The organism is Frondihabitans sp. PhB161 (assembly GCF_003814635.1).
GTDB lineage: Bacteria > Actinomycetota > Actinomycetes > Actinomycetales > Microbacteriaceae > Frondihabitans.
On sequence record NZ_RKQW01000001.1, the window covers coordinates 25,443 to 50,784 of the forward strand.

20 protein-coding genes are annotated in these 25,342 nt (G+C 67.9%); 6 read left to right on the plus strand and 14 right to left on the minus strand.

Annotated elements, in window-relative coordinates; translation table 11 throughout:
• Positions 1 to 72: 72 nt before the first annotated feature.
• The gene (locus EDF39_RS00115) at positions 73 to 1,371 is read right to left on the minus strand and encodes an ROK family transcriptional regulator (RefSeq protein WP_123939514.1); all 1,299 of its coding nucleotides are present in this window, start codon (positions 1,369 to 1,371) and stop codon (positions 73 to 75) included.
• Between the two features lie 96 nt (positions 1,372 to 1,467).
• Here EDF39_RS00115 and EDF39_RS00120 point away from each other — a divergent pair, with 96 nt between their 5' ends.
• Both EDF39_RS00120 and EDF39_RS00125 read left to right on the plus strand, forming a co-directional pair.
• Entirely contained in the window at positions 1,468 to 1,947 is a 480-nt protein-coding gene (locus tag EDF39_RS00120) for an N-acetyltransferase (protein WP_055965141.1), read from the plus strand.
• Between the two features lie 30 nt (positions 1,948 to 1,977).
• Positions 1,978 to 2,322: an MGMT family protein gene (locus tag EDF39_RS00125; RefSeq protein ID WP_123939516.1), complete on the plus strand. Its 345-nt coding sequence runs from the start codon at positions 1,978 to 1,980 to the stop codon at positions 2,320 to 2,322.
• Between the two features lie 80 nt (positions 2,323 to 2,402).
• On the opposite strand, the gene EDF39_RS00130 is transcribed toward EDF39_RS00125, so the two are convergent.
• The 7 genes from EDF39_RS00130 to sucC form a co-directional block, all read right to left on the minus strand.
• The gene (locus EDF39_RS00130) at positions 2,403 to 4,223 is read right to left on the minus strand and encodes an ABC transporter ATP-binding protein (RefSeq protein ID WP_055965133.1); all 1,821 of its coding nucleotides are present in this window, start codon (positions 4,221 to 4,223) and stop codon (positions 2,403 to 2,405) included.
• Positions 4,220 to 6,112, minus strand: a complete 1,893-nt coding sequence (locus tag EDF39_RS00135) for an ABC transporter ATP-binding protein (RefSeq protein ID WP_123939518.1) — start codon at positions 6,110 to 6,112, stop codon at positions 4,220 to 4,222. The genes EDF39_RS00130 and EDF39_RS00135 overlap by 4 nt, the downstream gene beginning before the upstream one ends.
• A 516-nt stretch (positions 6,113 to 6,628) precedes the next feature.
• On the minus strand, positions 6,629 to 8,275 hold the full coding sequence (gene purH, locus EDF39_RS00140) for a bifunctional phosphoribosylaminoimidazolecarboxamide formyltransferase/IMP cyclohydrolase (RefSeq protein WP_123939520.1): 1,647 nt from the start codon (positions 8,273 to 8,275) through the stop codon (positions 6,629 to 6,631).
• Positions 8,272 to 8,865, minus strand: coding sequence for a phosphoribosylglycinamide formyltransferase (purN, locus tag EDF39_RS00145; RefSeq protein WP_123939522.1), 594 nt, complete (start codon positions 8,863 to 8,865; stop codon positions 8,272 to 8,274). The genes purH and purN overlap by 4 nt, the downstream gene beginning before the upstream one ends.
• Before the next feature lie 154 nt (positions 8,866 to 9,019).
• Positions 9,020 to 10,513 carry a DUF6350 family protein gene (locus tag EDF39_RS00150; protein WP_199726111.1) on the minus strand — a complete coding sequence of 498 codons (1,494 nt, stop codon included), beginning with the start codon at positions 10,511 to 10,513 and terminating at the stop codon, positions 9,020 to 9,022.
• 204 nt (positions 10,514 to 10,717) lie between these two features.
• Complete coding sequence (gene sucD / locus EDF39_RS00155; protein ID WP_123939524.1) at positions 10,718 to 11,605, minus strand: succinate--CoA ligase subunit alpha; 888 nt, start codon at positions 11,603 to 11,605, stop codon at positions 10,718 to 10,720.
• A gap of 12 nt (positions 11,606 to 11,617) precedes the next feature.
• Positions 11,618 to 12,796 carry an ADP-forming succinate--CoA ligase subunit beta gene (gene sucC, locus EDF39_RS00160; RefSeq protein WP_123939526.1) on the minus strand — a complete coding sequence of 393 codons (1,179 nt, stop codon included), beginning with the start codon at positions 12,794 to 12,796 and terminating at the stop codon, positions 11,618 to 11,620.
• 223 nt (positions 12,797 to 13,019) lie between these two features.
• Between sucC and EDF39_RS00165 the strand changes: the two genes are divergently transcribed.
• From EDF39_RS00165 to EDF39_RS00175, 3 genes are all read left to right on the plus strand, one after another.
• A complete protein-coding gene (locus EDF39_RS00165; protein ID WP_055965115.1) occupies positions 13,020 to 13,433 on the plus strand; it encodes an ester cyclase in 414 nt (137 codons plus the stop codon).
• 1 nt (position 13,434) lies between these two features.
• A complete protein-coding gene (locus EDF39_RS00170) occupies positions 13,435 to 13,659 on the plus strand; it encodes a hypothetical protein (protein WP_123939528.1) in 225 nt (74 codons plus the stop codon).
• A gap of 110 nt (positions 13,660 to 13,769) precedes the next feature.
• Positions 13,770 to 15,836, plus strand: a complete 2,067-nt coding sequence (locus tag EDF39_RS00175) for a hypothetical protein (protein ID WP_123939530.1) — start codon at positions 13,770 to 13,772, stop codon at positions 15,834 to 15,836.
• 172 nt (positions 15,837 to 16,008) lie between these two features.
• Here EDF39_RS00175 and EDF39_RS00180 read toward each other — a convergent pair whose 3' ends face one another.
• Together EDF39_RS00180 and EDF39_RS00185 are read right to left on the minus strand one after the other, a co-directional pair.
• Positions 16,009 to 18,453 (minus strand): ATP-dependent helicase, encoded by a 2,445-nt coding sequence (locus EDF39_RS00180; RefSeq protein WP_123939532.1) that lies wholly within the window; start codon positions 18,451 to 18,453, stop codon positions 16,009 to 16,011.
• A 52-nt stretch (positions 18,454 to 18,505) separates the two neighbouring features.
• Positions 18,506 to 19,516 carry a glycerophosphodiester phosphodiesterase family protein gene (locus tag EDF39_RS00185; RefSeq protein WP_123939534.1) on the minus strand — a complete coding sequence of 337 codons (1,011 nt, stop codon included), beginning with the start codon at positions 19,514 to 19,516 and terminating at the stop codon, positions 18,506 to 18,508.
• Positions 19,517 to 19,747: 231 nt separating this feature from the next.
• Here EDF39_RS00185 and EDF39_RS00190 point away from each other — a divergent pair, with 231 nt between their 5' ends.
• Positions 19,748 to 20,602, plus strand: coding sequence for a Bax inhibitor-1/YccA family protein (locus EDF39_RS00190; RefSeq protein ID WP_123939536.1), 855 nt, complete (start codon positions 19,748 to 19,750; stop codon positions 20,600 to 20,602).
• A 425-nt stretch (positions 20,603 to 21,027) separates the two neighbouring features.
• Here the strand turns inward: EDF39_RS00190 and guaA are convergent, their stop codons facing one another.
• From guaA to EDF39_RS00210, 4 genes are read right to left on the minus strand one after another with little or no spacing between them, the layout of a single operon-like run.
• Positions 21,028 to 22,611 (minus strand): glutamine-hydrolyzing GMP synthase, encoded by a 1,584-nt coding sequence (gene guaA, locus EDF39_RS00195; RefSeq protein WP_123939538.1) that lies wholly within the window; start codon positions 22,609 to 22,611, stop codon positions 21,028 to 21,030.
• Positions 22,608 to 23,048, minus strand: coding sequence for a DUF3817 domain-containing protein (locus EDF39_RS00200; RefSeq protein WP_055965098.1), 441 nt, complete (start codon positions 23,046 to 23,048; stop codon positions 22,608 to 22,610). The genes guaA and EDF39_RS00200 overlap by 4 nt, the downstream gene beginning before the upstream one ends.
• Positions 23,049 to 23,079: 31 nt before the next feature.
• Complete coding sequence (locus EDF39_RS00205) at positions 23,080 to 23,907, minus strand: SURF1 family cytochrome oxidase biogenesis protein (RefSeq protein ID WP_123939540.1); 828 nt, start codon at positions 23,905 to 23,907, stop codon at positions 23,080 to 23,082.
• The gene (locus EDF39_RS00210) at positions 23,907 to 25,337 is read right to left on the minus strand and encodes a cation:proton antiporter (RefSeq protein WP_123939542.1); all 1,431 of its coding nucleotides are present in this window, start codon (positions 25,335 to 25,337) and stop codon (positions 23,907 to 23,909) included. The genes EDF39_RS00205 and EDF39_RS00210 overlap by 1 nt, the downstream gene beginning before the upstream one ends.
• Positions 25,338 to 25,342 lie beyond the last annotated feature (5 nt).

Genomic DNA, 25,342 nt, shown 5'->3' on the forward strand with positions numbered 1-25,342 from the left:
ATTAAGGATCCGACGGGGTCACCCACGCGAATCTCCTTCGAATTCGACGTCGTACCGCGAGCCGCGAGCGGGTCAGACCGAGATCAGCATCCCCGACGGCCGCGGCGAGAATGCATGGTCGAGCACCAGGCACGCGGCACCGACAGCGGCGACGTCTTCGCCGATCGCCGAACCGACGAACCCGAGCCCGCGCCGCGGGATGAGCGCGGCCGACTGCTCCACCGCCTCGGGAAGCACCTCGAGCACGACATCGCCGATCTCGTCCCAGAACGGGCCTCCGAAGACGAGCTCGTCGAGGTCCAGCAGGTTGACCAGCACGACGATCGCCCGGGCGAGGTGCAGCCCGGCCCCGTGGAGGATGCGCCGAGCGGAGTCACGCTGAGCGGAGGACGGCGTCGCCTGGGCATCGGCCGGGCCGGATCCTTCGATTTCGGTCACGTCGACGGGAGCACCGCCCGCGATGGCCGCGAGCCGGTGGAAGGCCCCGCTGACCGTCTCCATGTCGGCGCCGTCGTCGAGCGCGGGAAGCAGTCCCGCCTCGACCGCCTGGCACACCAGCGCGCGCGGCGTGATGAGGTCGCCCACGCAGCCGGCCCGCCCGCACACGCAGATCGCCCCCGCGGGATCGACCGTGATGTGCCCCGCGTCGCCGGCATTCGAGCTCGAGCCCCGGACGACGTCGCGCCCGACGACCAGCCCGGTGCCGAATCCGGTCCCGTAGTAGACGAACGCGAAATTGGCGCGCTCGGAGGCCGTCGAGAACCAGAGCTCGGCGACCGCGGCGGCCGTGACGTCTTTCTCGAGCAGCACCGGCAACCCCGTCGCCTCGCTGAGTGCTGCCCGAAGCGGCACATGACGCCAGAGCGGCAGCATCGGCGGGTCGAGGACGATGCCCTGCTCCGCGTCGATGGGGCCGGGCGAGGCGATTCCGACACCGATCACGAGCCGAGGATCCACGCCCGAGTCGCCGATCAACCGGTCGATCGAGCGCGCCATCAGGTCGATCAGCTGAACGGGCTCCGACGCGGAGGGCGTGCGGGTGCGGGAGTGCGACACGACGACCCCGCGCAGATCGAGGACGACGTAGGTGATGACGGCCGGGTCGATATGGACGCCGACCGCGTAGCTGCCGCGAGCTTCGAGCTGCAGGATGGTGCGCGGCTTGCCCGGGCCGTTGACGATCTTGCCCGTCTCGCGCACGAGGCCCGCCTCGAGGAGGCGCCTCGACACGTTCCCGATCGTCTGGGCGCTGAGCCCCGTCTGCACGGCCAGCTCGACCCGACTCAGCCCCTCGGATGCGCGCCGGATCGCGTCGAGCACGACGGCCTGGTTGTAGCCGCCGATCGCCGGGAGGTTTGTGCCGGTTCGCATGGCGTCGAGAGTAGCGGTCATCCGGCTGACCAAGGGTTCTCCACAAGGGCCGAAGGGATCCTGTTGCACCCCGGAGCCGCACGCTAGCCTGGGCACATGAGTGACCTCCGCCTCGAAGAGCTGTCGGCCAAGACCATCGTCGCGGCCAATACCCTGACCCTCAAGCCGGGCCAAGAGCAGTACGTGGCGCCCGTGTCGCACTCCATCGCCGAGGCCTACGTCAACCCGACGTCGGCGTGGCCGCGCGTCGTGCTCGACGGCGACGAGGTGGTCGGCTTCATCATGGGGCAGTTCGACCCCGACAACGATCACGAAGAGCTCCGCAGCTGCATCTGGCGCATCAACGTGTCGGCCGACGCGCAGGGCCAGGGGGTGGGCCGCTTCGCCGTGCACTCGCTGGCCACCGAGGCGCGCAACCGGGGCTTCGAGCGACTCACCGTCATCTACGAGCCCGGCGACGACGGCCCCGAGAGCTTCTTCACGCACGTCGGCTTCGAAGTGATCGGCGAGACCCCCTACGGCGAGCACCTGGCCGCACTGACCATCGCGCCGTCGCCGCACGACGACGAGGCCTGAGCCCCGACGACGCCTGAGCCGCAGCGTTCCATGCGTTCGTCCGAGCCCGGCGCCGACCTCGCGAGTCCGGCAGACGCCGACGACTGGGTCTCCCGCGTTGTCGCAGTCGTCGAGTCCATTCCCGCCGGGTGCGCGCTCAGCTACGGCGGGGTCGCGGCACTGCTCGGCTCTCGCTCCTCACGCGGCGTCGGCAAAGTGATGGCCCAGGCCGGCCGCGACCTGCCGTGGTGGCGGGTGATCCGCGCGTCGGGTCATCCACCCGAAGGCCACGAACAGCGCGCCCTCGAGATGTACCGCGTCGAGGGCACGCCGCTCCGCTGGAGCCGCACGGGCACCTGGCGCGTCGATCTCGACGCTGCCGAGTGGCGCCCCTGAGCCGCGAGCGCTCGTGGCACCACGTTTCGGGCCAAGCACCGCCGAAAGACGGTGCCCTCCCCGAAACGTGGTGTCGGCGCTCAGACCAGCGACTCCCGCCACGCCGCGTGCAACTGCGCGAAGCGACCCGTCCCAGCGATGAGGTCATCGGGCGTGCCGTCTTCGACGATGCGTCCGTACTCCATCACGAGCACCCGGTCGGCGATCGCGACCGTCGAGAGCCGGTGCGCGATGATCAGCGCTGTCCGGTCGCTCAGCAGCGTCTGCAGCGCCTCTTGCACGAGCCGCTCCGACGGAATGTCGAGCGACGCCGTCGCCTCGTCGAGAATCAGCACCGCCGGGTCGGCGATGAACGCCCGCGCGAACGAGAGCAGCTGACGCTGACCCGCTGAGACACGACCGCCGCGCTTGTTCACGTCGGTGTCGTAGCCGTCCGGCAGCGCCATGATGAACTCGTGCGCGCCGACCGCCCGCGCGGACCGCTCGATCTCCTCGCGCGTCGCGTCGGGCTTGCCGAGCGCGATGTTGTCGGCGACGGATCCCGAGAAGAGATACGCCTCCTGGGTGACCATGACGATCGCCCGGCGCAGGTCTTTCGGGTGCAGGTTGCGCAGGTCGACGCCGTCGAGTCGAATGCTGCCGCGCGAGGGGTCGTAGAAGCGCGCGATCAGCTTCGCGAGTGTCGACTTGCCGGCGCCGGTCGATCCGACGAGGGCGATGGTCTGGCCGGCCGGCACGTGCAGGTCGAACTCGGGAAGCACGACCGCGTCGCTGTTGTACGCGAACTCGACGTCGTCGAAGTCGACGGCGCCCTTCGCGTCGTAGAGGTCGGTCGGGCGCACCGGATCGGGCACACTCGGCTCCTCCTCGAGCACGCCCGAGATCTTCTCGAGCGCGGCCGACGCCGACTGGTAGCCGTTGTAGAACATCGCCAGCTCCTCGGCCGGATCGAAGAAGCGTTTCGCGTAGAGGGCGACGGCCAGCAGCGCGCCGATCTCGAGCGAACCGTCGATGACGCGGAACCCGCCGAACAGCACGACCGCGGCGAGGGTCGCGTTGCCGATCATCACGAGGCCGGGGTCGAACGTTCCGAACAGGCGGAAGACCTTCGCGTTGGCCTGCCGGTAGCTCTCGACGTACTCGCCGTAGGTGTCTTCGTTGCGCTTCTCCTTGCGGAACGCCTGCACGGCACGAATGCCCGTCATCGTCTCGACGAAGTGCACGATCACGCGCGCACTGGTCGTGCGGGTGGCACGGAACAGTCGCTGCGACCGCACCTGGAACCACCGGGTGAGGGCGAACAGCGGAATCAGCGCCACCCCGAGGATCAACCCCGACGGAGCATCGAGACTGACGAGCGCGATGGCCGTGAAGACCATGTACAGCAGACCCTGCACCAGCTGGTTGATACCCGAGTCGAACAGCTCGCGGATCGAGTCGAGGTCGCTCGTCTGGCGCGAGATGATCCGACCCGACGTGTAGCTCTCGTGGAACTCCAGGCTGAGTCGCTGCGTGTGCAAGAAGAGCCGCTTGCGCAGGTCGAACAGCACGCTCTGGCTGATCCGGGCGAAGAGCACCGTGTACTGCGCCATCATGACGGCGCCGATGATGCCGGTCACCAGATACAGGCCGACCACGACGAAGGTCGGAGCCCAGTTCTGATCGTCGAGCAGCGCCGGCAGCGCGTTGTCGATGCCGTACGCGATGAGGGTGGGTCCGGCGACCTGGGCAGCGGTCGAGAGCACCACGATGATCGCGGTGACGAGGATCCTGCGCTTCAAAGGGGACAACAAGGATCCGAGGAGACGCCGCGAACGCAACTGCAGTCGCCTGCTCTCGTCACGCGTGAAGTCGTTGCGCTCTTCGCCCTTGACGCCCTGGGTGCTTGCAGTGGTGCTCACGCCAGCACGTCCTCTCGGGTGGTCCGATCGTCGTCGTCGAGCGACGAGATCACATAGCGGTAGTGGTCGTTGGTGGCGATCAGGTCGGAGTGCCGACCGACCGCGGTGACGCGTCCGTTTTCGAGGAGCGCCACGCGATCCGCGAGGTTCACGGTCGACGGGCGGTGCGCCACGATCAGTGACGTCGTCTCGGAGAGGACCCGCCGGAGCCCCGCCTCGACGCGGGCCTCGGTGTCGACGTCGAGCGCCGACAGCGGGTCGTCGAGCACCAGCACCGACGGCCGCGCCGCGATGGCCCGGGCCAGGGCGAGGCGCTGACGCTGCCCTCCCGAGAGGCTGAGCCCCTCTTCGCCGACGGTCGTGTCGACACCCTCGGGCAGATCGTGCACGAACCCGGCCTGAGCGATGTCGAGGGCCTCGCGCATCACCCGGTCGGCCTCGTCGCCCGACAGGTCGGGTCGTCCGAGCAGCACGTTGTCGCGCACCGTGGTGCTGAACAGCGTCGCGTCTTCGAAGGCCATGCCGATGTGGCGGCGGAGCTCTTCGCGCGTCAGATCGCGCACGTCGACACCGTCGAGCAGCACTTCGCCGCCGGTGACGTCGTACAGGCGCGGCACGAGAGCCAGGAGCGTGGTCTTGCCGGATCCTGTGAGCCCGACCAGGGCCATCGTCTCACCCGGCTGGAGCTCGAGATCGACGCCGTCGACGAGGTCGGCGAACTGCGCCGGGCTGTCTTGGTAGCGGAAGTGCGTCGCCCGGAACTCGAGGTGACCGCGGGGGTTCGTTATCGTCTTCGGCTCGACCGGGTCGGTCACCGTGTTGACGCTGTCGAGCACCTCGAAGAAGCGGTCGACCGCTGTGCGGGTATCGAACGTCATCGACAGGAGGAACCCGATCGACTCGACCGGAAAGCGCAGCACGGTCGCCGTAGCGAAGAACGCGAAGAGCTCGCCGACCGTCAACTGACCTTCGGAGGCCAGCCAGATGCCCGCCAGCAGACACAGCGCGAACGCCACGTCGGGCACGAGCAGCAGCCACAGCCACAGTTGTGCGATCGCCCTCGACTTCTCGATCTCGGTTCCGCGCAGCTCTTCGGCACGCTTCGCGAAGTCGCGCAGCGAATGCTTGCCGCGACCGAACGCCTTGAGCACCCGGATGCCGTGCACCGACTCTTCGACGCTCGTCGCGAGGTCGCCGACCTGGTCTTGGCTCCGTCGCGCGATGACCGAGTAGCGGTTCTCGAACCGCAGGCCGACGACCCAAATCGGAATCGACGCGACCACGAAGATCAGGCCGAGCAGCCAGCTGTAGAAGAACAGCACCACGAAGCCGACGACGATCGTCAAGAAGTTGACGATCAGCAGAACGATTCCGAACGCGAGCCACCGGCGGATGAGGCTGAGGTCGCTGACCGAACGGCTGAGCAACTGGCCGCTCTGCCACCGGTCGTGGAAGGCCACGGGCAGGTCTTGGAGCTTCTTGTAGAGGCCGTTGCGCATGCTCGTCTCGACGTGCGTGCTCGGCGTGAGCACCAGCCAGCGACGGCCCATGATCATGACCGCCTCGACGACGCCGAGCCCGAGGACGATCCAGAACGCCGGCCACACCTGCCGTGAATCACCGCTCGACAGCGGTCCGTCGACGAGCTGCTGGAGCACGAACGGGATCAGCAGGGCGACGACGGAGGCCAGAAGCGCGGCCACCATGCCGAGGACGATGCGGGGGAAGGCGGGCTTGACGAAGGGATAGAGGCGCTTCAGCGTTCCGAACGTCGAGAGGCGGTCGGCCGTGTCGGTGCTCGTGGTGTTGCCGGTGCTCTTGTTCGTGTTCGTGTTCGTCTTCGTGTTCGTGTTCGTGTTCGTGTTCGTGGGAGGGGGATGCTGAGACATGAAGGATCCAAGTCGTGGGGCAGGGTCGACGCGGCGATCCTGAAAGTTGCGATGTGATGGGCGTGACCGTGAAGGAGGTCACGTGAACGGCGCCACGCGGGCGCGGATGGTGCTGCGGAGGCGATCGCTGGTCAGGCGGCCGAGGCAGAGTGTCGGCGAGCGCGCGGGGAAGAGGCGGCGCTGATAGCCACCGTCCGGAACGAGGTGTGGGCTGTCTTCGTCATTGTGTCCTCCCGAGGCATTCGCTTCTGCATATAGTCACGTGGCTTCATGCCGCCACTTCGAAGGTGACTGCAAGCAGCCTTACAGGATAAACCGACGCCGACGTAAACCGCAATGAAAAGTTCGGTTCTCGCGCTGCCGCCGAATTCGAAGGAGAAACGCCCGGCCGACCCCGCCCGATCGGCATGAAGTCGTCGGCGCGCTCGTGTTTCTCCTTCGAATTCGGACCCGACGCCGCGCTCCGGCAGGAGAGCCCGAAATCGGCGGAGAGGACTCGCCTAGAAGACGCCCTGCTTAGTGGAAGAAGTGACGCTCTCCGGTGAAGTACATCGAGACACCGGCGGCCTGGGCGGCGGCGATGACCTCGTTGTCGCGGATAGACCCGCCCGGCTGCACCACGGCGCGAACGCCCGCGGCGAGAAGCACCTCGAGCCCGTCGGCGAACGGGAAGAACGCGTCGGAGGCAGCTACGGAGCCCAGAGCCCGGTCGCCGGCACGCTGTACGGCCAGGTGGCAGGAGTCGACCCGGTTGACCTGCCCCATGCCGACGCCGACCGAGGCACCGCCCGAAGCCAGCAGGATCGCGTTCGATTTGACCGACCGCGACGCGATCCAGGCGAACTCCAGGTCGGCGCGCGTGGCCTCGTCGACCTCCTCGCCCGCCACTAAGCTCCAGCCCGACGACGAGAAGCCCGTGAAGCGGTCGCTGTCTTGCACGAGCACGCCGCCCGAGATCTGCTTGTACTCGCGGTCGGCGAGGGCGAACCCGTCGGGAAGCTGCAGCAGGCGGATGTTCTTCTTCGCCGTCAGGATCGCGAGCGCCTCCGGCTCGAAGCCCGGTGCGACGACGACCTCGGTGAAGATGTCTTTGACCGTCTCGGCCATGGCGACGGTGACGGTGCGGTTCGCCGCGATCACTCCCCCGAAGGCCGACAGAGGGTCGCAGGCGTGCGCGCGGGCGTGCGCGTCGGCGATGGGGTCAGCCTCATCGAGACCTCCGACGGCGATCCCGCACGGGTTGGCGTGCTTGATGATGGCGACGGCCGGACGGTCGAAGTCGTATGCCGCCCGCACCGCCGCGTCGGCGTCGACGAAGTTGTTGTACGACATCTCTTTGCCGTGCAGCTGGATCGCTTGGGCGATGCCGGTTCCGTCCGTCTCGGCGTACAGCGCGGCTGCCTGGTGCGAGTTCTCGCCGTAGCGGAGGGTGTGCTCCTGTTCGGCCGAGACGGCGAAGGTCTGATCGAACGTGGCCGAGGATCCTGCCGCCGCCGCTGGGGCATCCGTGCCGGCATCGTGCTCGGCCCGCACCCCGACACTCGCCGCGAAATACGCCGCGACCGCGGTGTCGTAGGAGGCGGTGTGGGCGAAGGCCTCGCCCGCGAGACGCTGCCGCTGAGCCAGAGTCGTGCCGCCGAGGGTGAGCGCCTTCGTGATCTGGGGGTACGACGCCGGTGAGACGGCGATCGCCACGTTGGCGTGGTTCTTCGCCGCCGCCCGAACGAGCGCCGGGCCGCCGATGTCGATGTTCTCGATCACGGTCGGGGCATCGGCGCCCGAGGCCACCGTCTCGACGAACGGGTAGAGGTTGACCACGACGAGCTGGAACGGCTTGATGTCGAGGTCGCGGAGCTGGTCTTCGTGCGTCTCGAGTCGCAGGTCGGCGAGCACGCCGGCGTGGATGGCCGGGTGCAGCGTCTTGACGCGGCCATCGAGGGACTCGGGGAAGTCGGTCACCGCACTCACGTCGGTGACCGCGAACCCGGCGTCGCGGATCGTCTGCGCGGTCGAACCCGTCGACACGATCTCGACGCCCGCCTTCGCGAGGGCCGTCGCGAGTTCGACCAGCCCGGTCTTGTCGCTCACGGAGATCAGCGCGCGCGCGATCTCGATGGCGTCGCGGTCGCGGTAAAGGCTGGGGTCGATTGCGTGGCCGCTCATGCGGGAGTCTTCTCCGTCAGGTCGATTGTTCCGTTGGCGATGTCGAGGATGCTCTGAACGAGCAACCGGCGCTCGACGACCTTGATGCGGTCGTGGAGCGTGTCTTCGGTGTCGCCGGGGTGCACGGGAATGCGCTCCTGCGACAGGATGGGGCCCGAGTCGACGCCGTTGTCGACGACGATGACGCTCGCCCCGGTCTGGCTCACTCCGGCCGCGATCGCATCACGGACCCCGTGCGCGCCGGGAAACTCGGGCAGGTAGGCGGGGTGCGTGTTGATCAGCCTCGGGCTGAACGCCTCGACGACTCGGGGCGGCACGAGCCGCATAAAACCGCTGAGCACCACGAGGTCGGGCTGCCACTGCCGAATCTGGTCGAGCAACTCGTCGCCCCAGGCCTCACGGTCGGGAAAACTCGTGAACGGCACCGAGAACGTGGCGATGCCGAATGCCTCGGCGTGCTCGAAACCGTCGGCCGCACGATCGGCCCCGACGGCTACGACCCGGGCCGGATATTCGACGTCGCTCGCGGCTTCGAGGAGGGCCCGGAGATTGGAGCCCCCGCCGGAGATGAGCACGACGAGCCTTAGCACCCGGCAAGCCTAGCGTGCGGCTCACGGCGGCCCGGGCGGTTCTCCACAGGGCTATCCGGCCCGGGAAAGCTGCTCGGAAGCGGGCCCACCAGTCGGCCCGAAATGCGGACAGCACACCAAGGCCCACCATGGTGTCGAGTCTGCGTCGTGGGCGTCAGCGGGTGAACCCGTCGAGGCGCTCGGTCGGAACGTCGTCGGGCGAGCGCGTGTCGGACGAGCGGCCGTTCGACGACCGCTTGTCGCGCGGCAGCACCGTGTCGAGGCTCGGCAGCCCGTCGGCTGTCTCGGGCGCGCCGGGCCCGCCGGCGTCACGGTCACCGGCACCACGCGAGCGATCAGGATCCGACACAGCTGACTCCGACTTCGGCTTGTCGCGAGCAGCGGACGCACGCTCCGGCAGCCTCTCGCCCACCACCTGCGCGAGGTCGCCGATCGCCTCGGCCCCCGACTTCACCACGAGGGCGAGAACGGCCGGGATGCCGACCTCCAGTGCAGCGAACAGCCCCACGACCCAGGCGTCGGGCCCCACCGACGCAAGCCGCCCCGGGCCGGCGGAGCCGGCCGAGACGCCGGCCACCCCGCCGATGATCAGACCGGCGACGACGCCCGTCGAGACGCCGACGACGGCGCGGAAGAGCAGGGAGTCGCGGGCGCCCAGAGCCCGCTCGATGCGGCCGCGCATCAACGTGACGACAACGAACGAGGCAACGACGGGAACGAGGAGGCCGACGAACGCGAAAGCCGGGGTCGACGTCGGCAGGGCGCCGAGGAACGGCACGGCCGGCATCGGGCCGAGGGTGGTGCCGAGCGGCGAGACCGAGGATCCTTCGCCGAGTGCGAAGCCCGGGCCAACGAGCCAGGACGCCACCCAGGCGACGGCGTTGGGCACCAGTGCGATCTGGCCAATCGTGAGAGCGAGGCCGCCGAGCACCCCGGCGTGTGCCCCCTCGTACAGCGAGATGATCGACGCGTAGTTCGTGAGCAGGAGGAGTGCGAGGATCGCCCCGGCGACGGCGAAGACGATGACCGCGACGGCGGCGCCCGCGCGAAGCGACACCAGGCCGATCGACCGACCGAGTGACGGGATGGCTTCTGCCCCGCGCAGAAGGAGGGCCGTGAGCGGGTCGGGTGTCGCGTCGCGGCGACGCCGGTTGACCTCGGCCGACGCGAGCAGGGGAATGGCGAAGACGAGCGTGGGCAGGACGATGCCCTGCGCGAGGGAGACTGTCGCCCCGGGACGGCTGGCCGTGGCTGTCACGATGGCCGAGGCGAGGGCGAACGCGACGACGGCGACGCCGGAGCCGATCGCGCGATGGCTCGTCTCGGCGATTCGCCGGCCCGCACGCGCACCGAGCAGCACGGTGGTGAGCGCAAAACCCAGAGCCGCTATCGAGATGACGATCGGAGCACCCGCGCCGCTGATGCCGGTCGCCGCCGCAGCCGATTTCGACAGCGTCAGGGTGAGATCGGCCCCGTGGCCCACCAGCCAGACGTCGACGCCGGCCTGCCAGAAGACGACCCAGTCGATCTGGAGCCCGTACTGGAAGGCCCAGAGGAAGGTGAGCGACACCACGGGGATGCCCACGCCGATGCCCACGACGAGCAGAGACTCGAGCGCGGCGAAGACGGCGGTGAGAGGGCGATTCATACGGCCATGACTGTACCGGGGGCCACCGACGCTGAAGGGCCGCCCCGCCGAAAGCGGAGCGGCCCTTCAGCAAGCAAGCCGCAGCCCGTGACACCGCAATCCAGCGCCGACACCGCCGATGGGCGGTCGTGCCACCAAAATGCAGTGTCAGCACCGAAATGCAGTGCCAGGCCCGAAACGCGGTGCCAGGCCCGAACAGCGGCGTCAGAGCGAGCTGTAGACCTCGCGCAGCAAGGCAGCCGTCTCGCTGGGCGTCTTGCCGACCTTGACGCCGGCAGCCTCGAGGGCCTCTTTCTTGGCCTGCGCCGTGCCGGCCGACCCGGAGACGATTGCACCGGCGTGGCCCATGGTCTTTCCCTCGGGAGCGGTGAAACCGGCCACGTAGCCGACGACCGGCTTCGTGACATTCGCCTTGATGTAGTCGGCAGCGCGCTCTTCGGCGTCGCCACCGATCTCGCCGATCATCACAATCGCCTTCGTCTCGGGGTCGGCCTCGAAGGCGGCGAGCGCGTCGATGTGCGTCGTGCCGATGACGGGGTCGCCGCCGATGCCGATCGCAGTCGAGAAACCGAGATCGCGGAGCTCGAACATCATCTGGTAGGTGAGCGTGCCCGACTTCGAGACGAGGCCGATCGGACCCTTGCCGGTGATGTTGTTGGGGGTGATGCCGACGAGCGACTCGCCGGGCGTGATGATGCCGGGGCAGTTCGGGCCGATGATGCGGGTCGCGCCACCCTTCGATTTGGCGAGCGCCCAGAACTCGGCGGCGTCTTGCGCCGGGATGCCCTCGGTGATGACGACGACGAGCGGGATGCCCGCTTCGATGGCCTCGACGACGGCGTCTTTGGCGAACGCCGGCGGAACGAAGACGATCGACACGTCGGCGCCGGTCGTCTCGATTGCCTCGGTGACGGTGCCGAACACGGGCAGCGTGACGTCGCCGTGCGAGACGGTGGTGCCGGCTTTTCGGGCGTTGACGCCACCCACGACCTGCGTGCCCGCCTTCAGCATGAGAGCGGTGTGCTTGGTGCCCTCGCCGCCGGTGATGCCCTGGACGATGACCTTGGAGTCTTTGGTGAGGAAGATCGACATTGTTCTGATCCTTTACTTCTCGTCGGCAGCGGCGAAGGCCAGCTCGGCGGCTTTGTCGGCGGCTTCGTCCATCGTCGCGACGACGGTGACGAGGGGGTGAGCGGCTTCGGCCAAGATCTTTCGGCCCTCGTCGACGTTGTTGCCGTCGAGACGCACGACCAGGGGCTTCGTCGCGGCGTCGCCCAGGATGCCGAGCGCGGCGACGATTCCGTTGGCGACGGCGTCACACGCCGTGATGCCGCCGAAGACGTTGACAAAGACGCTCTTGACCTGCTCGTCGCCCAAAATGACGTCGAGGCCGTTCGCCATGACCTCGGCGCTCGCTCCGCCGCCGATGTCGAGGAAGTTGGCCGGCTTGACCCCGCCATGCTTCTCTCCGGCGTAGGCAACGACGTCGAGGGTCGACATGACGAGACCCGCGCCGTTGCCGATGATCCCGACCTGGCCGTCGAGTTTGACGTAGTTGAGACCAGCAGCCTTGGCCTTGGCCTCGAGCGGGTCGGCGGCCTCCGCGTCTTCGAGGGACGCGTGGCCGGGGTGACGGAAGTCGGCGTTCTCGTCGACCGAGACCTTGCCGTCGAGTGCCACGATGTCGCCCTGCTCGGTGAGCACGAGCGGGTTGACCTCGACGAGAGAGGCGTCTTCGCCCTTGTAGACGTCGTAGAGCTTCACGAGCACCGGCGCGACCTTCTCGATCAGGTCGTCAGGGAATCCGCCCGCCTTGGCGATCTCGGTGGCCTTCGCGAGATCGATGCCCGTCAGCGGGTCGACTTCGACTCGGGCGAGAGCTTCGGGACGCTCGACGGCGAGCTCCTCGATCTCCATGCCGCCCTCGACGCTGCAGAGCGAGAGGTACGAGCGGTTGGCCCGGTCGAGGAGCACGGAGAAGTAGAACTCCTGCTTGATCTGGGCCCCGCCCGCGACCATGACGCGCTTGACCGTGTGGCCCTTGATGTCGAGCCCCAGAATCGCTTCCGCAGCGGCCTCGGCATCGGCGGCTGTCTTTGCGACCTTGACGCCGCCGGCCTTGCCTCGGCCGCCTACCTTGACCTGGGCCTTCACCACGGTCACGCCGCCGATCTTCTCCGCCGCAGCCCGCACCTCGGCGGGAGTATCGGCGATGATGCCGGGGAGGACTGGTACGCCGTAGGCCTCGAAGAGGTCTCTGGCCTGGTACTCGAAAAGATCCACGCTGTTCTTCCAATCCGCATCGCTGCGTCTCACCACACGGTGTCGTTCCTCTTCCAGCCTGGATAACCGGCGGGAAGGGCGTCTCGAACTCTCTCGACATCGAGACTATGGGCCGTCCATCAGCCTAGCGCGCACCCCCAACACGCTTCTGGCTCTGTCCACAGGTCCGTTCCCCTGGGAGCGCCCGCAGAGCGGCCCGTACCCCGCGGCGTAGACCGGAGGCATGGCTAAAGACACGAACGTCAAGACGCAAGAGAAGCTCGGCGAGATCCTCACCGCCCGTGAGGTGTCACGCCTCGGCGAGGGATTCCACGCCGACGTCGTCGACCACGACCCGGTTCCGGGTGCGCCCGCGGGCCTTGCCGGCATCCAGGAGTTCTGGTCCTCCTTCTTCGAGGCTTTCCCCGACGTCGACCTCAAGGTAGAGACGCTGGTCGCCGACGACGAGTATGTCACCGCGGTCTTCACGATCTCGGGCACCCACACCGGTCCGTTCGAGGGCAACGAGCCGACCGGCAAGAGCTTCCAGGTGCGAGGCATCCAGGTCGGCAAGTTCAACGACGAAGGCCTGATCGTCGAGCGCTGGGGCGCCACCGACCAGGCGACCCTGATGCAGCAACTCGGATTGGACTCCTGACATGAGCGACGCACCATTCACCGACGCGAGCGACCCCGACGAATCGTTCGCCGAGTCGGAGCAGATCGTCACCAACGATGCCGTGGCGGGCGAGACCGTCGAGCCCGGCATCGGTGAAGGCAACGACGGACCGACGGGCGGCGCACCCTCCGAAGGCGAGCCGGAGTACGCCGAGAACGACCTCGCCGGCGCTGACATCGACCTCAGCGACGACGCCGACAACTGATCGTCCACACCTGAAGACCCCCTCTCCACAGAGGGGGTCTTCGTGGTTTCCGGAGCACCCCTGTGGAAAGCGGCGGCGAAGCCGGCCGAGGATCCGAGAGGGTCATCGGCATGAATCGACGAACGTCTCCCCCTCTCCCACCGCCGCGCGCGGGTTCGACCCGGCCACGGCGGATCCTGCTCGCCCTCCTGGCTCTGCTGGCCACCTGTCTTCTGTTCGCTCCGCCGCCTCCCGCCTCCGCCCTCCAGTCGACCGGTCACGGTCGCGGATTCCTGTGGGACGGCGACGGGGTCTCCTGGCTCGGCACGTACCGCCTCGCCGACGGGCGGTCGGCGTTCTGCCTCGAGGTCGGCAGATCGTCGCCGGTGGGCAACGACTACGACCTGAGTTCCTCGGCGACAGGGCTCGGCCTGACTTCGACCGAGGTAGCCCGTCTCGCATATATCGCGCGCACCTGGTCGGGCACCACCGATCCAGTGACGGCGGCGGCGGCCCAGCTCTCGGTCTGGTCGATCACCGGTCTCGACGGGCACACCCTCGAGTACTACGCCGGCCGGGCCAACGAGAAGCGCGATGCGGTGCTGAAGAAGGCGGCCACGTTCAGCGCCAGGGCTGCTGCGCAGGCGACGAACGGGGTCACGGCCGATGTGAGCCTGACCCTCGACGGCACCGGGGCGGGGCGAGTGCGCGCCGATCTCAGCGCCCGGCTCGAATCGGGCGGAGGCACGACGGTGGCAGCGGGTGCATTCGCCGGCACGATCACCCTTCGAGGAGGCACCTTCCCCGACGGTTCCTCGACCAAGGCCCTGCGTAACGGCCGCAATCAGTCGTTCCGCGCGACCGGTACGACGCCGATCAACCACGTCAGCGCCACGGCGTCGTTCTCCGGTCTTCCCTACCGCGCCGTGATCACGGTCGGCTCGAGCGCCGCCGGATCTCAGCGATTGCTCTTCGACACCGCACCCACCGGCACTGCGACGACGACCGAGACGGTCGAGGCCGTGTCGCCCCGTCCGTTCCAGCCGCGCGTCACAACGTCGACGAGCATGACCCGGGCTGCGGCCGGCGCGGCCATCACCGACGAGCTGAAGCTGTCCGTCCGACCGGGCGCGGGTCTGCTGTCGAGGTGGGGCGTCTACCGGGTCTCCGGCACCTCGCATCCCGTGCCGGTAACGATCCGCAGCAGACTCCTCGGACCATTCGCGAAAAAACCGGCGACGTCGTCTGCGTGGCCGGCGAAGGCCCCCGAGGTCTGCCGCGTTGCGACGGTCGTGAAAACGGGGCCGGGTACCTACCGGACGAAACCCTGCACGCTCCCCTCGGAGGGCTACTTCGTCTGGGTCGAGACCATCGATCCGAAAGACACCCCCGTCGCTCAGGGTCGCTCCCGAGTCAAGGCCTGGAAGTCGCCGTTCGCGTCCGCGACCGAGGTGACGTTCTCGCCACCGAAATCCCCGTCCCCGCTCCCGTCGATAGCTACGTCGGTGGAGCACGACGAGGTCGTTCCCGGCGAATGCACGCCCGATCGTCTCGTCGCGACCGGATTCCCCACCGACGCGGGCGATGTCGTCGTCGAATCCGTCCTTCTCGGCCCCTTCGCCGATGCGCCCGCCGACGGCCACGACTTCGGGCCCGACAAGACCCTCGACGATCTACCGGTCGCAGGCCGAGTCAAGACCGTCGTGACGAGCGACGGCGAGTACGAATCACCCTGCGTCGAGGCCCGAAAGCCGGGGCACTACATCTGGGTCTTCCTCTCCGAGGGGTCGAAGCCGATCGGCGCCGCCCAGGCGGTGGCCCCCTTCGCCGATCTCATCGCTCACGCGAGCGAGCGATTCGTCGTGTCGAAACACGACGTGCCGACCCCGACGCCGACGCCATCCGTCCCGCCCACAACCCCGCCGACGCCCCAGCGAACGACGCCACCGACCCCCTCGGCGAGCACTCCTCCGACGACTACGCCCGTGCCTCCCGCACCTGACGAGCCCCGGCCTCCGCGCCTGCTCGCCTTCACCGGGTCCGGGCCTCTCAGGCCCATCGCGATCGCCGCCGGGAGCAGCCTCGGACTCGGCCTGCTGGCAGTTCTCACCGGTGTGGTCGCTCGCCGCCTCCGAGCTCGGCGCGAACCTGCATCCACTCCAGGATCCGCCGCACCCCCGCTCGACGACACCGTCTAGCCGGCCCACAACGATAGTGCCCAAAACGGTGCTTGCCAGCTCGGTGAGCGCCGTTTTGGTCACTCTCGTGCCGCGCCCACGATCCGGCCGGACCACCCGGCAGCGCCGCTGGCCGGCAGCCCCGCTACCCGGCAGCCGGACCCACCCGGCAGCCGGCAGCCCGGCAGCCCGCCTAGATCTTTTCGATCGGCGCGACCTTGATCAGCAGTTTCTTTCGGCCCGCGGTGTCGAACTGCACCTCGGCGATGCGTCGCGGACCGATGCCGGTGACGGCGACGACCCGGCCCTCGCCAAAGTCGACGTGGGAGATGCGGTCGTCGGCCGCGAGCTCGAGGTCGCCGTTGTCGCGCACGGTGCCGGTGACCCGGTTGGCCCATTCGGTCTTGGGTTTCGTCTTGGCCGCGGCTGCCGCCCGGTCGTAGCTGCCGCCGCCCATACCGCCGCCGCCGCGTAGTCCACCAGCGCGGGGAGCGCCACCAAAGCCGCGATCGGTGAAGCCGCTGTCTCGGCGGGCGTTGAGCGCGCGCGGTTCTGTGCCCCCGCGGCTGTTGGCCATGCCGGGCGATTGCTTCCAGTCGATCAGCTCGACGGGGATCTCCTGCAGGTAGCGCGAGGGCATCGCGACGTTGACCTCACCGAACTGCGCCCGCGTCATCGCGAGCGACAGGAACAGCTTCTGACGCGCCCGCGTGATGCCGACGTAGAACAACCGTCGCTCTTCAGCGGGGCCACCCGGCTCCGACGCCGACATGCGGTGCGGCAGCAGGTCTTCTTCGACGCCGGTGAGGAACACCGCCTCGTATTCGAGCCCCTTCGCCGTGTGGAGCGTCATCAGCGACACCGTGCCGCTGGTGTCGTCGAGGTCGTCGGCCGCAGCGACGAGAGTCACCTCGGTGAGGAAGTCGAGGAGGACCCCGTCGGGGTTGTTCTTCTGGAACTCGCGGGTGACGGCGACGAGCTCATCGATGTTCTCGGCGCGGGCCTCGTCTTGAGGATCGCGCGACGCGCGGAGAGCGGCCACGAGCCCGCTGCCCTCGATCAGCGCCGTGAGGATCTCGGAGACCGGAGCGGTCGCCGCGGTGGCTGTCACGTCGTCGAGCAGCTGAGCCAGGCCGGTGATCGCACCGGTCACCTTCGGCCCCAGGCCGAGAGCCGCGGCGTTGCGCATTGCGTCGCGTAGGCCCACCTCGTTGGTGTCGGCATACCGCTGCAGCGCCGTCTCGGTCGCCGGACCGATGCCGCGCTTCGGCGTGTTCATGATCCGCCGGAGCGCCATGGGGTCTGCCGGGTTAGCCACGGCGATCAGGTACGCCATCGCGTCTTTGATCTCGGCGCGCTCGTAGAACTTCGTGCCGCCGAGCACGCGATACGGGATGGCGGAGCGGATGAAGATCTCTTCGAGGGCTCGCGTCTGCGAGTTGGTGCGGTAGAAGACGGCCACGTCTTTGTAGGCCATGCCGGCCTCGTGCAGGGACGCGATCTCGTCGGCGACGAACTGCGCCTCGTCGTGCCCGGTGTAGCCCGTGAACCCGACGATCTTGTCGCCCGACCCCACTGTCGTGAAGAGGCTCTTCGCCTGGCGGTCGAAGTTGTTCGAGATGACGGCGTTCGCCGCGTCGAGGATGTTCTGCGTCGAGCGGTAGTTCTGCTCGAGCAGAATCACCTTCGAGTTCGGGAAGTCGTGCTCGAACTCGGTGATGTTGCGGATGTCGGCGCCACGGAACGCGTAGATCGACTGGTCGGAGTCGCCGACGACTGTGAGCGATGCCCCCGGGATCCGCCCGCTGCCGTCTTTCAGCGAGGCGACGTACTGGCCGCCGCGCTCGAGCTCTTCGACGAGGGGTGTCTCGACCGGGCGCGTGAGCTCGCGGATCAGGGCGTACTGCGCGTGGTTGGTGTCTTGGTACTCGTCGACCAGGATGTGCCGGAACCGTCGCTGATAGACCGCCGCCACGTGCGGGAACGCGCGGAACAGGTAGACCGTCTGGGCAATGAGGTCGTCGAAGTCGAAGGCGTTGGCGCGCTGGAGCTCGCGGGTGTACTGCCGGAAGATCTCGAGGAACATGACCTCCTGCGGGTCGCCCATGTTGATCTGGCGGGAGTAGGTCTCGACGTCGCTGAGCTCGTTCTTGAGCTTGGAGATCTTGCCGGAGGCCTGGCTCACCGTGAACCCGAGCGAGTCGGCGTCGAGCTCTTTCAGGATTCGCTTGAGCAGCGCCCTTGAATCGGCGCTGTCGTAGATCGTGAAGCTCTTGGTGAAGCCGAACTGTTCGGCCTCGCGCCGAAGAATGCGCACGCACGCCGAGTGGAACGTCGAGATCCACATCCCCTCGGCCGACTGCCCGACGAGCTGAGCGACGCGCTCACGCATCTCGGCGGCTGCCTTGTTGGTGAAGGTGATGGCGAGGATCTGGCTGGGCCAGGCCTCACGTGAGTCGAGGAACCCCGCGATGCGTCGGGTGAGCACGCTCGTCTTACCGGAGCCGGCGCCCGCCACGATCAGCAGCGACTGGCCGCGGTATTCAACCGCTTCTTTCTGCTGCGGATTCAGGCCGGCGGTCAGCCGATCGTTCGGCGTGCCGCCGGTGCTGTCGAAGGGCTCGAGGACGATCGTCATGATCCCCCAAGCCTACGGCCGCCCACCGACACCGCCACCCGCGGCGTGCGCCTCAGCTGTTGGCCGACACCCTCGGAAGAACCTCCAGCAACAGCTCGGGAAAGTCGGTGAAGACCCCGTCGACGCCGGTCGCGGCGATCTCGTGGAATTCGGTGCGCCAAGCGCCGTGATCGGCCTTCGTCGACCCAATTCGGTTCGGCTTCGCGAGGAACGCGTTCTCCGGTCGCAGGGTCCAGGTGAAAGCCTCGAGCCCGAGCCCGTGCGCCCGCTCGACCAGGGTCGCGTCGCCGCGACCGCCCTCGCCGAGTAGCAGGCCCTTGGGCACGCTGACCCCGTCGAGACCTCCGTCGCGGTTCAGGGTGGCCATGCCCTCCGCAGTCAGCTGTTCGGCGTACGTCGTCGCCGCCGCGCCATCGCGCGCCACCAGGTCGAACGCCGCGCCCGCCGCTTCCAGCAGGTAGACGAAGCGCCCTCCGACACCGCGCCGGCGCAAGTCGTCGAGGACGCCCCGCTCGAAGCTCTCCACCGTCAGCCGGGGGTCGTCGATCCAGCCGGTCTCGGCCAGTTCCGTCGCAACCATCTCGCCGAGCGGCAGCCCGATCGAGGTGAAATAGGTGGCGTGCTTCACCTCGGCGACGAGCGAGACGGCGGCCTCGACGGCCTCGTCTGCGTCGAGGAGGTCGAGCAGATCGCGGAACCGCAGGATCCTGCCCTCGCCGTCGTGGCCCGCACTTTCGGGTCGCAGCAGCGGCAATCGCTCCCGGATGCGCAGGCGCTGCAGCTCGGGCCAGGTGAAGTCTTCGGTGAACCAGCCGGTGACCTGCTGGCCGTCGACCTCTTTGGTCGTGCGGCGATCTTCGAAGTCGGGGTGCTCGGCGACGTCGGTCGTTCCCGAGATCTCGTTCTCGTGCCGCAGCACCAGCACTCCGTCTTTCGACGCCACGATGTCGGGCTCGATGGCGTCGGCTCCGAGCTCGATGGCCAGCTGATACGCGTCGGCGCCGTGCTCGGGGCGGTGGCCGCTGGCTCCGCGATGGGCGATGACGAGGGGTTCGAGGGTCACGAGAACACGGTAACCGCAGGATCCGACAGCCCGGCTCACGACCCTCTCCCCACGCCGCTCTCAGTCGGGTGCAAACGTGCACGCCCTGCACGTTCTCCCGTGGCGAAACCGCCTCTCATCAGGTGAATTCTCAGCACGTGCCGTACAGCAGACACGTAGACTCGAGTTCAACAAAAGCAGTGTCGGCCGACCCCACCAACCATCGCCGACGCGGATCCCCTGGAGGACCAATTGGCTCACTCGAATCCCGGCTTCAGTCAGTCGCCGGCCTTTTCGAACAACAGCAACGACCTGGTGAACTGGCAGGCCGCGCAGTCGGCTCAGGGCAAGGCTGGTCAGCAGCCGGTCGTGAACGGCGGCATGACTGCCGAGCAGCTCAACGACCTGTACAGCAAGCCCAGCGCCACGCCGGTCGACACCGACCGGATGACGTACGAAGACGTCGTCGCCAAGACCGTCGGCGCCTTCGCTGTGCTCCTCGTCGGTGCCGCGATCGGCTGGTTCGTTCCCGCTCTCGCCGTCGTCGGCGGAATCGTCGGCTTGGTCCTCGCCTTCGTCAACATCTTCAAGAAGCGCCCGTCGGGCGCGCTCGTCCTGGCTTATGCCGGCTTCGAAGGTCTTCTCGTCGGTGGGCTCTCGAGCTACTTCGAGGCCGCCTACGACGGCATCGTCGTTCAGGCCATCCTCGGCACGCTCGGTGTGTTCGCGGTGACGCTGGCACTCTTCAAGTCGGGCAAGGTCCGCGAGTCGAAGCGCGCTACCCAGATCTTCCTCGTCGCCATGCTCGGCTACCTGGCCTTCTCATTGATCAGCTTCGTTCTGCAGCTCACCGGCGTGACCTCGGGTCAGTTCGGCCTCCGCAGCATCGAGCTCCTCGGCATTCCGCTCGGCTTTTGGATCGGCATCATCGTCGTGCTCCTCGCCGCCTACTCGCTCGTGATGGACTTCACGCAGATCAAGGTCGGCGTCGAGCGGGGTGTCCCGCGCGTCTTCGGATGGCAGGCCGCTTTCGGCCTCGTCGTCACGATCGTGTGGCTGTACACCGAGATCCTGCGCATGCTCGCGATCCTGCGCGGCAACAACTAGCTTCTGCCTCAGCAAACGGGCCGCTCTCCTCACGGAGGGCGGCCCGTTTTGTGTCCGCCGCCGTTCGGGCCGGGCATGAGCTCGACCCCGGTCGGTGGGCTGCCGAGGCCGCCGAGATCGCACTTGGGGTCGCCCTCACCCGACCATTACTGCGATCTCGGCGCCCGGGCGTCGTCGCCCGGCCCGCGAGATGGCCCGATCTCCCGCGCTACGCCGGCATTCCCGTAGTTCAGGCCACCTCGCGCTCTCCGCCCGCCCCGCGCCGAGATCGCACTAGTGGTCACCCCCACCCGACCACAACTGCGATCTCGGCGATGGCGCCCTCCGCACCCCGGAACCGCAAACGGCCCACGACACCGCCGAAAGGCGGTGTCGCGGGCCGAGCGGTGCGACTCGGAGCCAGGCAGCCGGTTAGTTGCGCGCCACTACTCCCACTCGATGGTGCCCGGCGGCTTCGACGTGACGTCAAGCACGACGCGGTTGACGCCGGCGACCTCGTTCGTGATGCGGTTTGAGATCTTGGCGAGCACGTCGTAGGGCAGGCGAGTCCAGTCGGCGGTCATCGCGTCTTCGGAGGAGACGGGGCGAAGCACGATGGGGTGACCGTAGGTGCGCCCGTCGCCCTGGACACCGACCGAGCGGACGTCGGCGAGCAGCACCACCGGGCACTGCCAGATCTCGTCGTCGAGGCCCGCTGCGGTGAGCTCGGCCCGGGCGATCTTGTCGGCAGCACGAAGCAGCTCGAGACGCTCGTGCGTGACCTCGCCGACGATGCGGATACCCAGGCCGGGCCCGGGGAACGGCTGGCGGCCGACGATGACCTCGGGAAGCCCGAGCTCGCGACCGATGGCGCGGACCTCGTCTTTGAACAAGGTGCGGAGCGGCTCGACGAGCTCGAACTGCAGGTCTTCGGGGAGGCCGCCGACATTGTGGTGGCTCTTGATGTTCGCGGTGCCGGTGCCGCCGCCCGACTCGACCACGTCGGGGTAGAGCGTGCCCTGCACGAGGAACTTGACCGGCTCGCCAGCACCCGAGGCGTCGGCTTCAAGGACGAGGGCCGTGGCCGCCTCCTCGAAGGACCGGATGAACTCGCGACCAATGATCTTACGCTTCTGCTCGGGGTCGGAGACTCCGGCGAGAGCGTCGAGGAACTGCTGCTCGGCGTCGACCGTGATGAGACGGATACCGGTGGCGGCGACGTAGTCGTTCTCGACCTGAGTGCGCTCATCGGCGCGCAACAGGCCGTGATCGACGAAGATGCAGGTGAGCTGGTCACCGACGGCCTTGTGCACGATGGCCGCGGCCACGGCCGAGTCAACCCCGCCCGAGAGACCGCAGATAACGCGCCCCGCACCGATCTGCTCCTGGATGCGTGCCACCTGCTCGGCGATGACGTTGCCGCTGTTCCAGTCGGCGGGAATGCCTGCCGCGCGGTGCAGGAAGTTTTCGAGCACAGCCTGCCCGTGGGCGGAGTGCTTGACCTCGGGGTGCCACTGCACGCCGTAGAGACGTCGGGCGTCGGAGGCGAACGCGGCCACGGGAGTCGACGCACTCGAGGCGAGCACCTCGAAGCCCTCGGGCGCCTTCGAAACGGAGTCGCCGTGGCTCATCCACGCCGTCTGTGCCGCGGGTTGACCATCGAGCAGTGTCGACTCGGTGCCCGAGACAGTCACGTCGGTGGCGCCGTATTCACGCGCGCCCGTCTTCGCCACCTCGCCGCCCAGGGCGACGGCCATGGCCTGGAAGCCGTAGCAGATGCCCAGCACGGGCACTTCGAGGTCGAGGATGCCGGCGTCCAAGGCCGGCGCACCCTCTTCGTAGACGCTCGACGGACCGCCACTGAGGACGATACCGACCGGGCTCTTCGCCGCGACCTCGGCCGCGGTGATGGTGTGCGGCACGATCTCGGAGTACACGCCGGCCTCGCGAACGCGTCGGGCGATCAACTGGGCGTACTGCGCACCGAAGTCGACGACGAGGACGGGCTTCTGCACGGTCTCGTCGCTCATGCGGTGGCCTTCGCCGTCTCGCGCTCTGCTTGCAGCGCCTCGTATTCGGTCAGGGCGATCTTGGCCATGTGGCGCTCCACGAAGAATGACATCAGAGGGATGACTCCGCCGAGAGCGATGAGGATGAACCGAGAGAACGGCCACCGCATGATGCTCCACAGGCGGAAGTCGGTGAACAGGTAGACGACGTACAGCCAGCCGTGGGCGATGAGGATGCCGAGCGACAGGTCGAGCGCGGGGCTGCGGATGGTGCCCTCGCGCACGAAGAAGCCGCGAGGATCGCCGATGGCCATCTCGGTCTGGAGACCGGTGTACTTCAACAGCATCTCGAAGCAGAGCAACAGCAGCATCACACCGGTGACGTAGGCGGAGATCTTGTACAGGCGCACCGCCCCCGGGATCTTGGGGATATTGCGCGGCCGAGGCTTCAGGGGCATGGGAGCCAGTCTAATCGAGGCGGATCAGGGGTCAGTCGGCGTGAAGCGATGCCTGGGGAGAACCACCCTCGAGCAGCGCACGGGCCTCTTCGGCCTCCTCGACCTCGCGCTCGAAGGCGTCTCGCACGAGACGGAACCAGAGGAAGATCGCGAAGCCGGCGAAGACCACCCACTCGATCGCGTAGAAGAGGTTCAAGAAGTTGATCGAGGTCTTGTCGATCGGAGGCGGCGAGTAGATCGCCGTCAGGTCGCCCCAAGAGCGATCGGCCACGACATAGCCGTTGTAGACGTCGCCCGAGAAGTCGCTCCACTGATTGATGAGCTGCGGTACGGCGACGACCGTCTCCCGGCCCTCCTGGAACTTGCCCTCGGATGCGGCCTCACTCGGCAGGTACCGCCCGGCGAGCGCGGTCGTCGTCGGGGCCACCGGCACCGACGAGATCGTGGACCTGGCGTCGGCGGCAGTCGCACCCCAGCCGAGCGCGACGGCGAGCGAGCCGCCCGTCGAGGAGTCGACGAAGCGGCCGACGAGCCAGTAGCCACTGTCGGAGTGGTTGAGGCGGCCGCTGATGACGCGGAAGTCGTCTTTGTCGAACGCGCCCGTGACCGTCACCTTCTGGCCGGTGAACTTATCGAGGTATTTGCTCTGGGGCGACGTGAGGTCGGAGAGGGGGGTGCTGGTCTCGGATCCTGTGCTGACGGGCTTGAGGCTGTCGACGCTGCGATCGAGCTGCCAGTGCCCGAGCCAGGCGAAGAGTGCGGCGACAGCGAGGGCGAGGGCGAGCATGCCGATCCAGCGCGGTCGTCGCGCGACCTCCCACATGCTGTCGGGAAGAGGTCTCGCCTGGTCGTCGCGCATCAGTATTCGGGGTCTCTCTGCCGTGTTGCTCGGTGGTCGGACTGCTGGCTGGCCTGCTCGGCCGCAGCGTCGACCTCGTCGTCGTCGGTGCCGTAGAGGTATTCGTCGGTATCGACGGGGACCGCGAGCGCCACCGCCTCGAGGTCGTCGTCGAGATCGGCACTCTGCCGGGGTGTCTCGCCGGCGAGGGCCGCCTCCATCAGCGCGATCTCTTCGCTGCCCCGCGGCACGACCTGCTGCTTCGCGTTCGCCCGGGCGGCCTTCTTCTTCTTGCGCAAGAGTACGCCTCCGATCTTCTCGGAATTGGCGGCGAGCAGCGGCCCGATGACGGCCATGATGAGCACGTAGAGACCGGCAAACGGTTGGATGCGGTCGTCGAGCCCTGCCCCCAGCGAGAGCGTCGCGAGGATCAGCGCGAACTCGCCCCGGTTGTGCAGAATCGCCGCCGCGTTGATTCCGGCCTGGGGCCCGAGCTTGTTGAGCCACGCGACGAACTGACCGGCACCCGCGTTGAGCACGATCGTCATGACGACGGCCGCGATTACGGGCCAGACCACCGCGGGGAAGGTGCCGGGGTTCAGCGCGAGGCCGAAGTTCAAGAAGAAGAATGCCGCGAAGACGTCGCGCATCGGGAGCGCGAAGGTCTCGATGCGATTGCGGAACCGCGTGGCCCCGCAGACCAGACCGATCAGGAACGCCCCGATCGCGTCGGTGACGCCGAGAATTTCGCCGATCCCCGCGAACATGACGGCGAGCCCGAAGAAGAGGATCGTGAAGAGCTCGTCGTCTTTGGTGCGCATGAGTTTAGAGACCCATTTGCCGCCCCATCTCGCGATGGTGAACATCACTATGAGGAACAGGAACGCAATCGCGAGTTTGCCGATCACCGGCCACGGCGCGGTCTCGCCGCTGAGCACGACCGAGACGATCGCGAGGTAGATCGCGATGAAGATGTCTTCGACGACAGTGATGCCGAGGATCATCGGCGTCTCGCGGTTCGCCAGACGGCCGAGTTCGATCAGCAGCTTGGTGACGATCGCCGACGACGACGTGGCCGTGATGCCCGCGATTACGAGCGCCTCGCGCGTGCCCCAGCCGACCCAGAAGCCGAAGGCCAGGCCGACGACCATATTGACGGCTATGTAGCTGCCACCGGACAACACCAGCTTGCCGACGTTGCCGAAGAACTCGTCTTGATCGAACTCGAGCCCGAGGTTGAACAGCAGGAGGATCAACCCGAAGATCGCGATCAGCTCGATCTTGTCGGACTCGAAGTCGAGGGGGAACCAGCCGACGTGCGGGCTCGCGAGCAGGCCGACGACCATGTAGACGGGAATCGTCGGGAGGCCGATCAGCTTCGCCAGCCGGCCGAGGATGTACGCCAGGACGAGGAGGATCCCTAAGACGAGGAGCTCTTGACCCAGGTGCATACGGC

Coding starts and splice junctions, on each gene's coding strand:
- EDF39_RS00115 (WP_123939514.1), bottom strand. CDS start 1,371: ATGCGAACCGGCACAAACCTCCCGGCGATCGGCGGCTACAACCAGGCC.
- EDF39_RS00120 (WP_055965141.1), top strand. CDS start 1,468: ATGAGTGACCTCCGCCTCGAAGAGCTGTCGGCCAAGACCATCGTCGCG.
- EDF39_RS00125 (WP_123939516.1), top strand. CDS start 1,978: ATGCGTTCGTCCGAGCCCGGCGCCGACCTCGCGAGTCCGGCAGACGCC.
- EDF39_RS00135 (WP_123939518.1), bottom strand. CDS start 6,112: ATGTCTCAGCATCCCCCTCCCACGAACACGAACACGAACACGAACACG.
- purH (WP_123939520.1), bottom strand. CDS start 8,275: ATGAGCGGCCACGCAATCGACCCCAGCCTTTACCGCGACCGCGACGCC.
- EDF39_RS00150 (WP_199726111.1), bottom strand. CDS start 10,513: ATGAATCGCCCTCTCACCGCCGTCTTCGCCGCGCTCGAGTCTCTGCTC.
- sucD (WP_123939524.1), bottom strand. CDS start 11,605: ATGTCGATCTTCCTCACCAAAGACTCCAAGGTCATCGTCCAGGGCATC.
- EDF39_RS00165 (WP_055965115.1), top strand. CDS start 13,020: ATGGCTAAAGACACGAACGTCAAGACGCAAGAGAAGCTCGGCGAGATC.
- EDF39_RS00170 (WP_123939528.1), top strand. CDS start 13,435: ATGAGCGACGCACCATTCACCGACGCGAGCGACCCCGACGAATCGTTC.
- EDF39_RS00175 (WP_123939530.1), top strand. CDS start 13,770: ATGAATCGACGAACGTCTCCCCCTCTCCCACCGCCGCGCGCGGGTTCG.
- EDF39_RS00180 (WP_123939532.1), bottom strand. CDS start 18,453: ATGACGATCGTCCTCGAGCCCTTCGACAGCACCGGCGGCACGCCGAAC.
- guaA (WP_123939538.1), bottom strand. CDS start 22,611: ATGAGCGACGAGACCGTGCAGAAGCCCGTCCTCGTCGTCGACTTCGGT.
- EDF39_RS00200 (WP_055965098.1), bottom strand. CDS start 23,048: ATGCCCCTGAAGCCTCGGCCGCGCAATATCCCCAAGATCCCGGGGGCG.
- EDF39_RS00205 (WP_123939540.1), bottom strand. CDS start 23,907: ATGCGCGACGACCAGGCGAGACCTCTTCCCGACAGCATGTGGGAGGTC.
- EDF39_RS00210 (WP_123939542.1), bottom strand. CDS start 25,337: ATGCACCTGGGTCAAGAGCTCCTCGTCTTAGGGATCCTCCTCGTCCTG.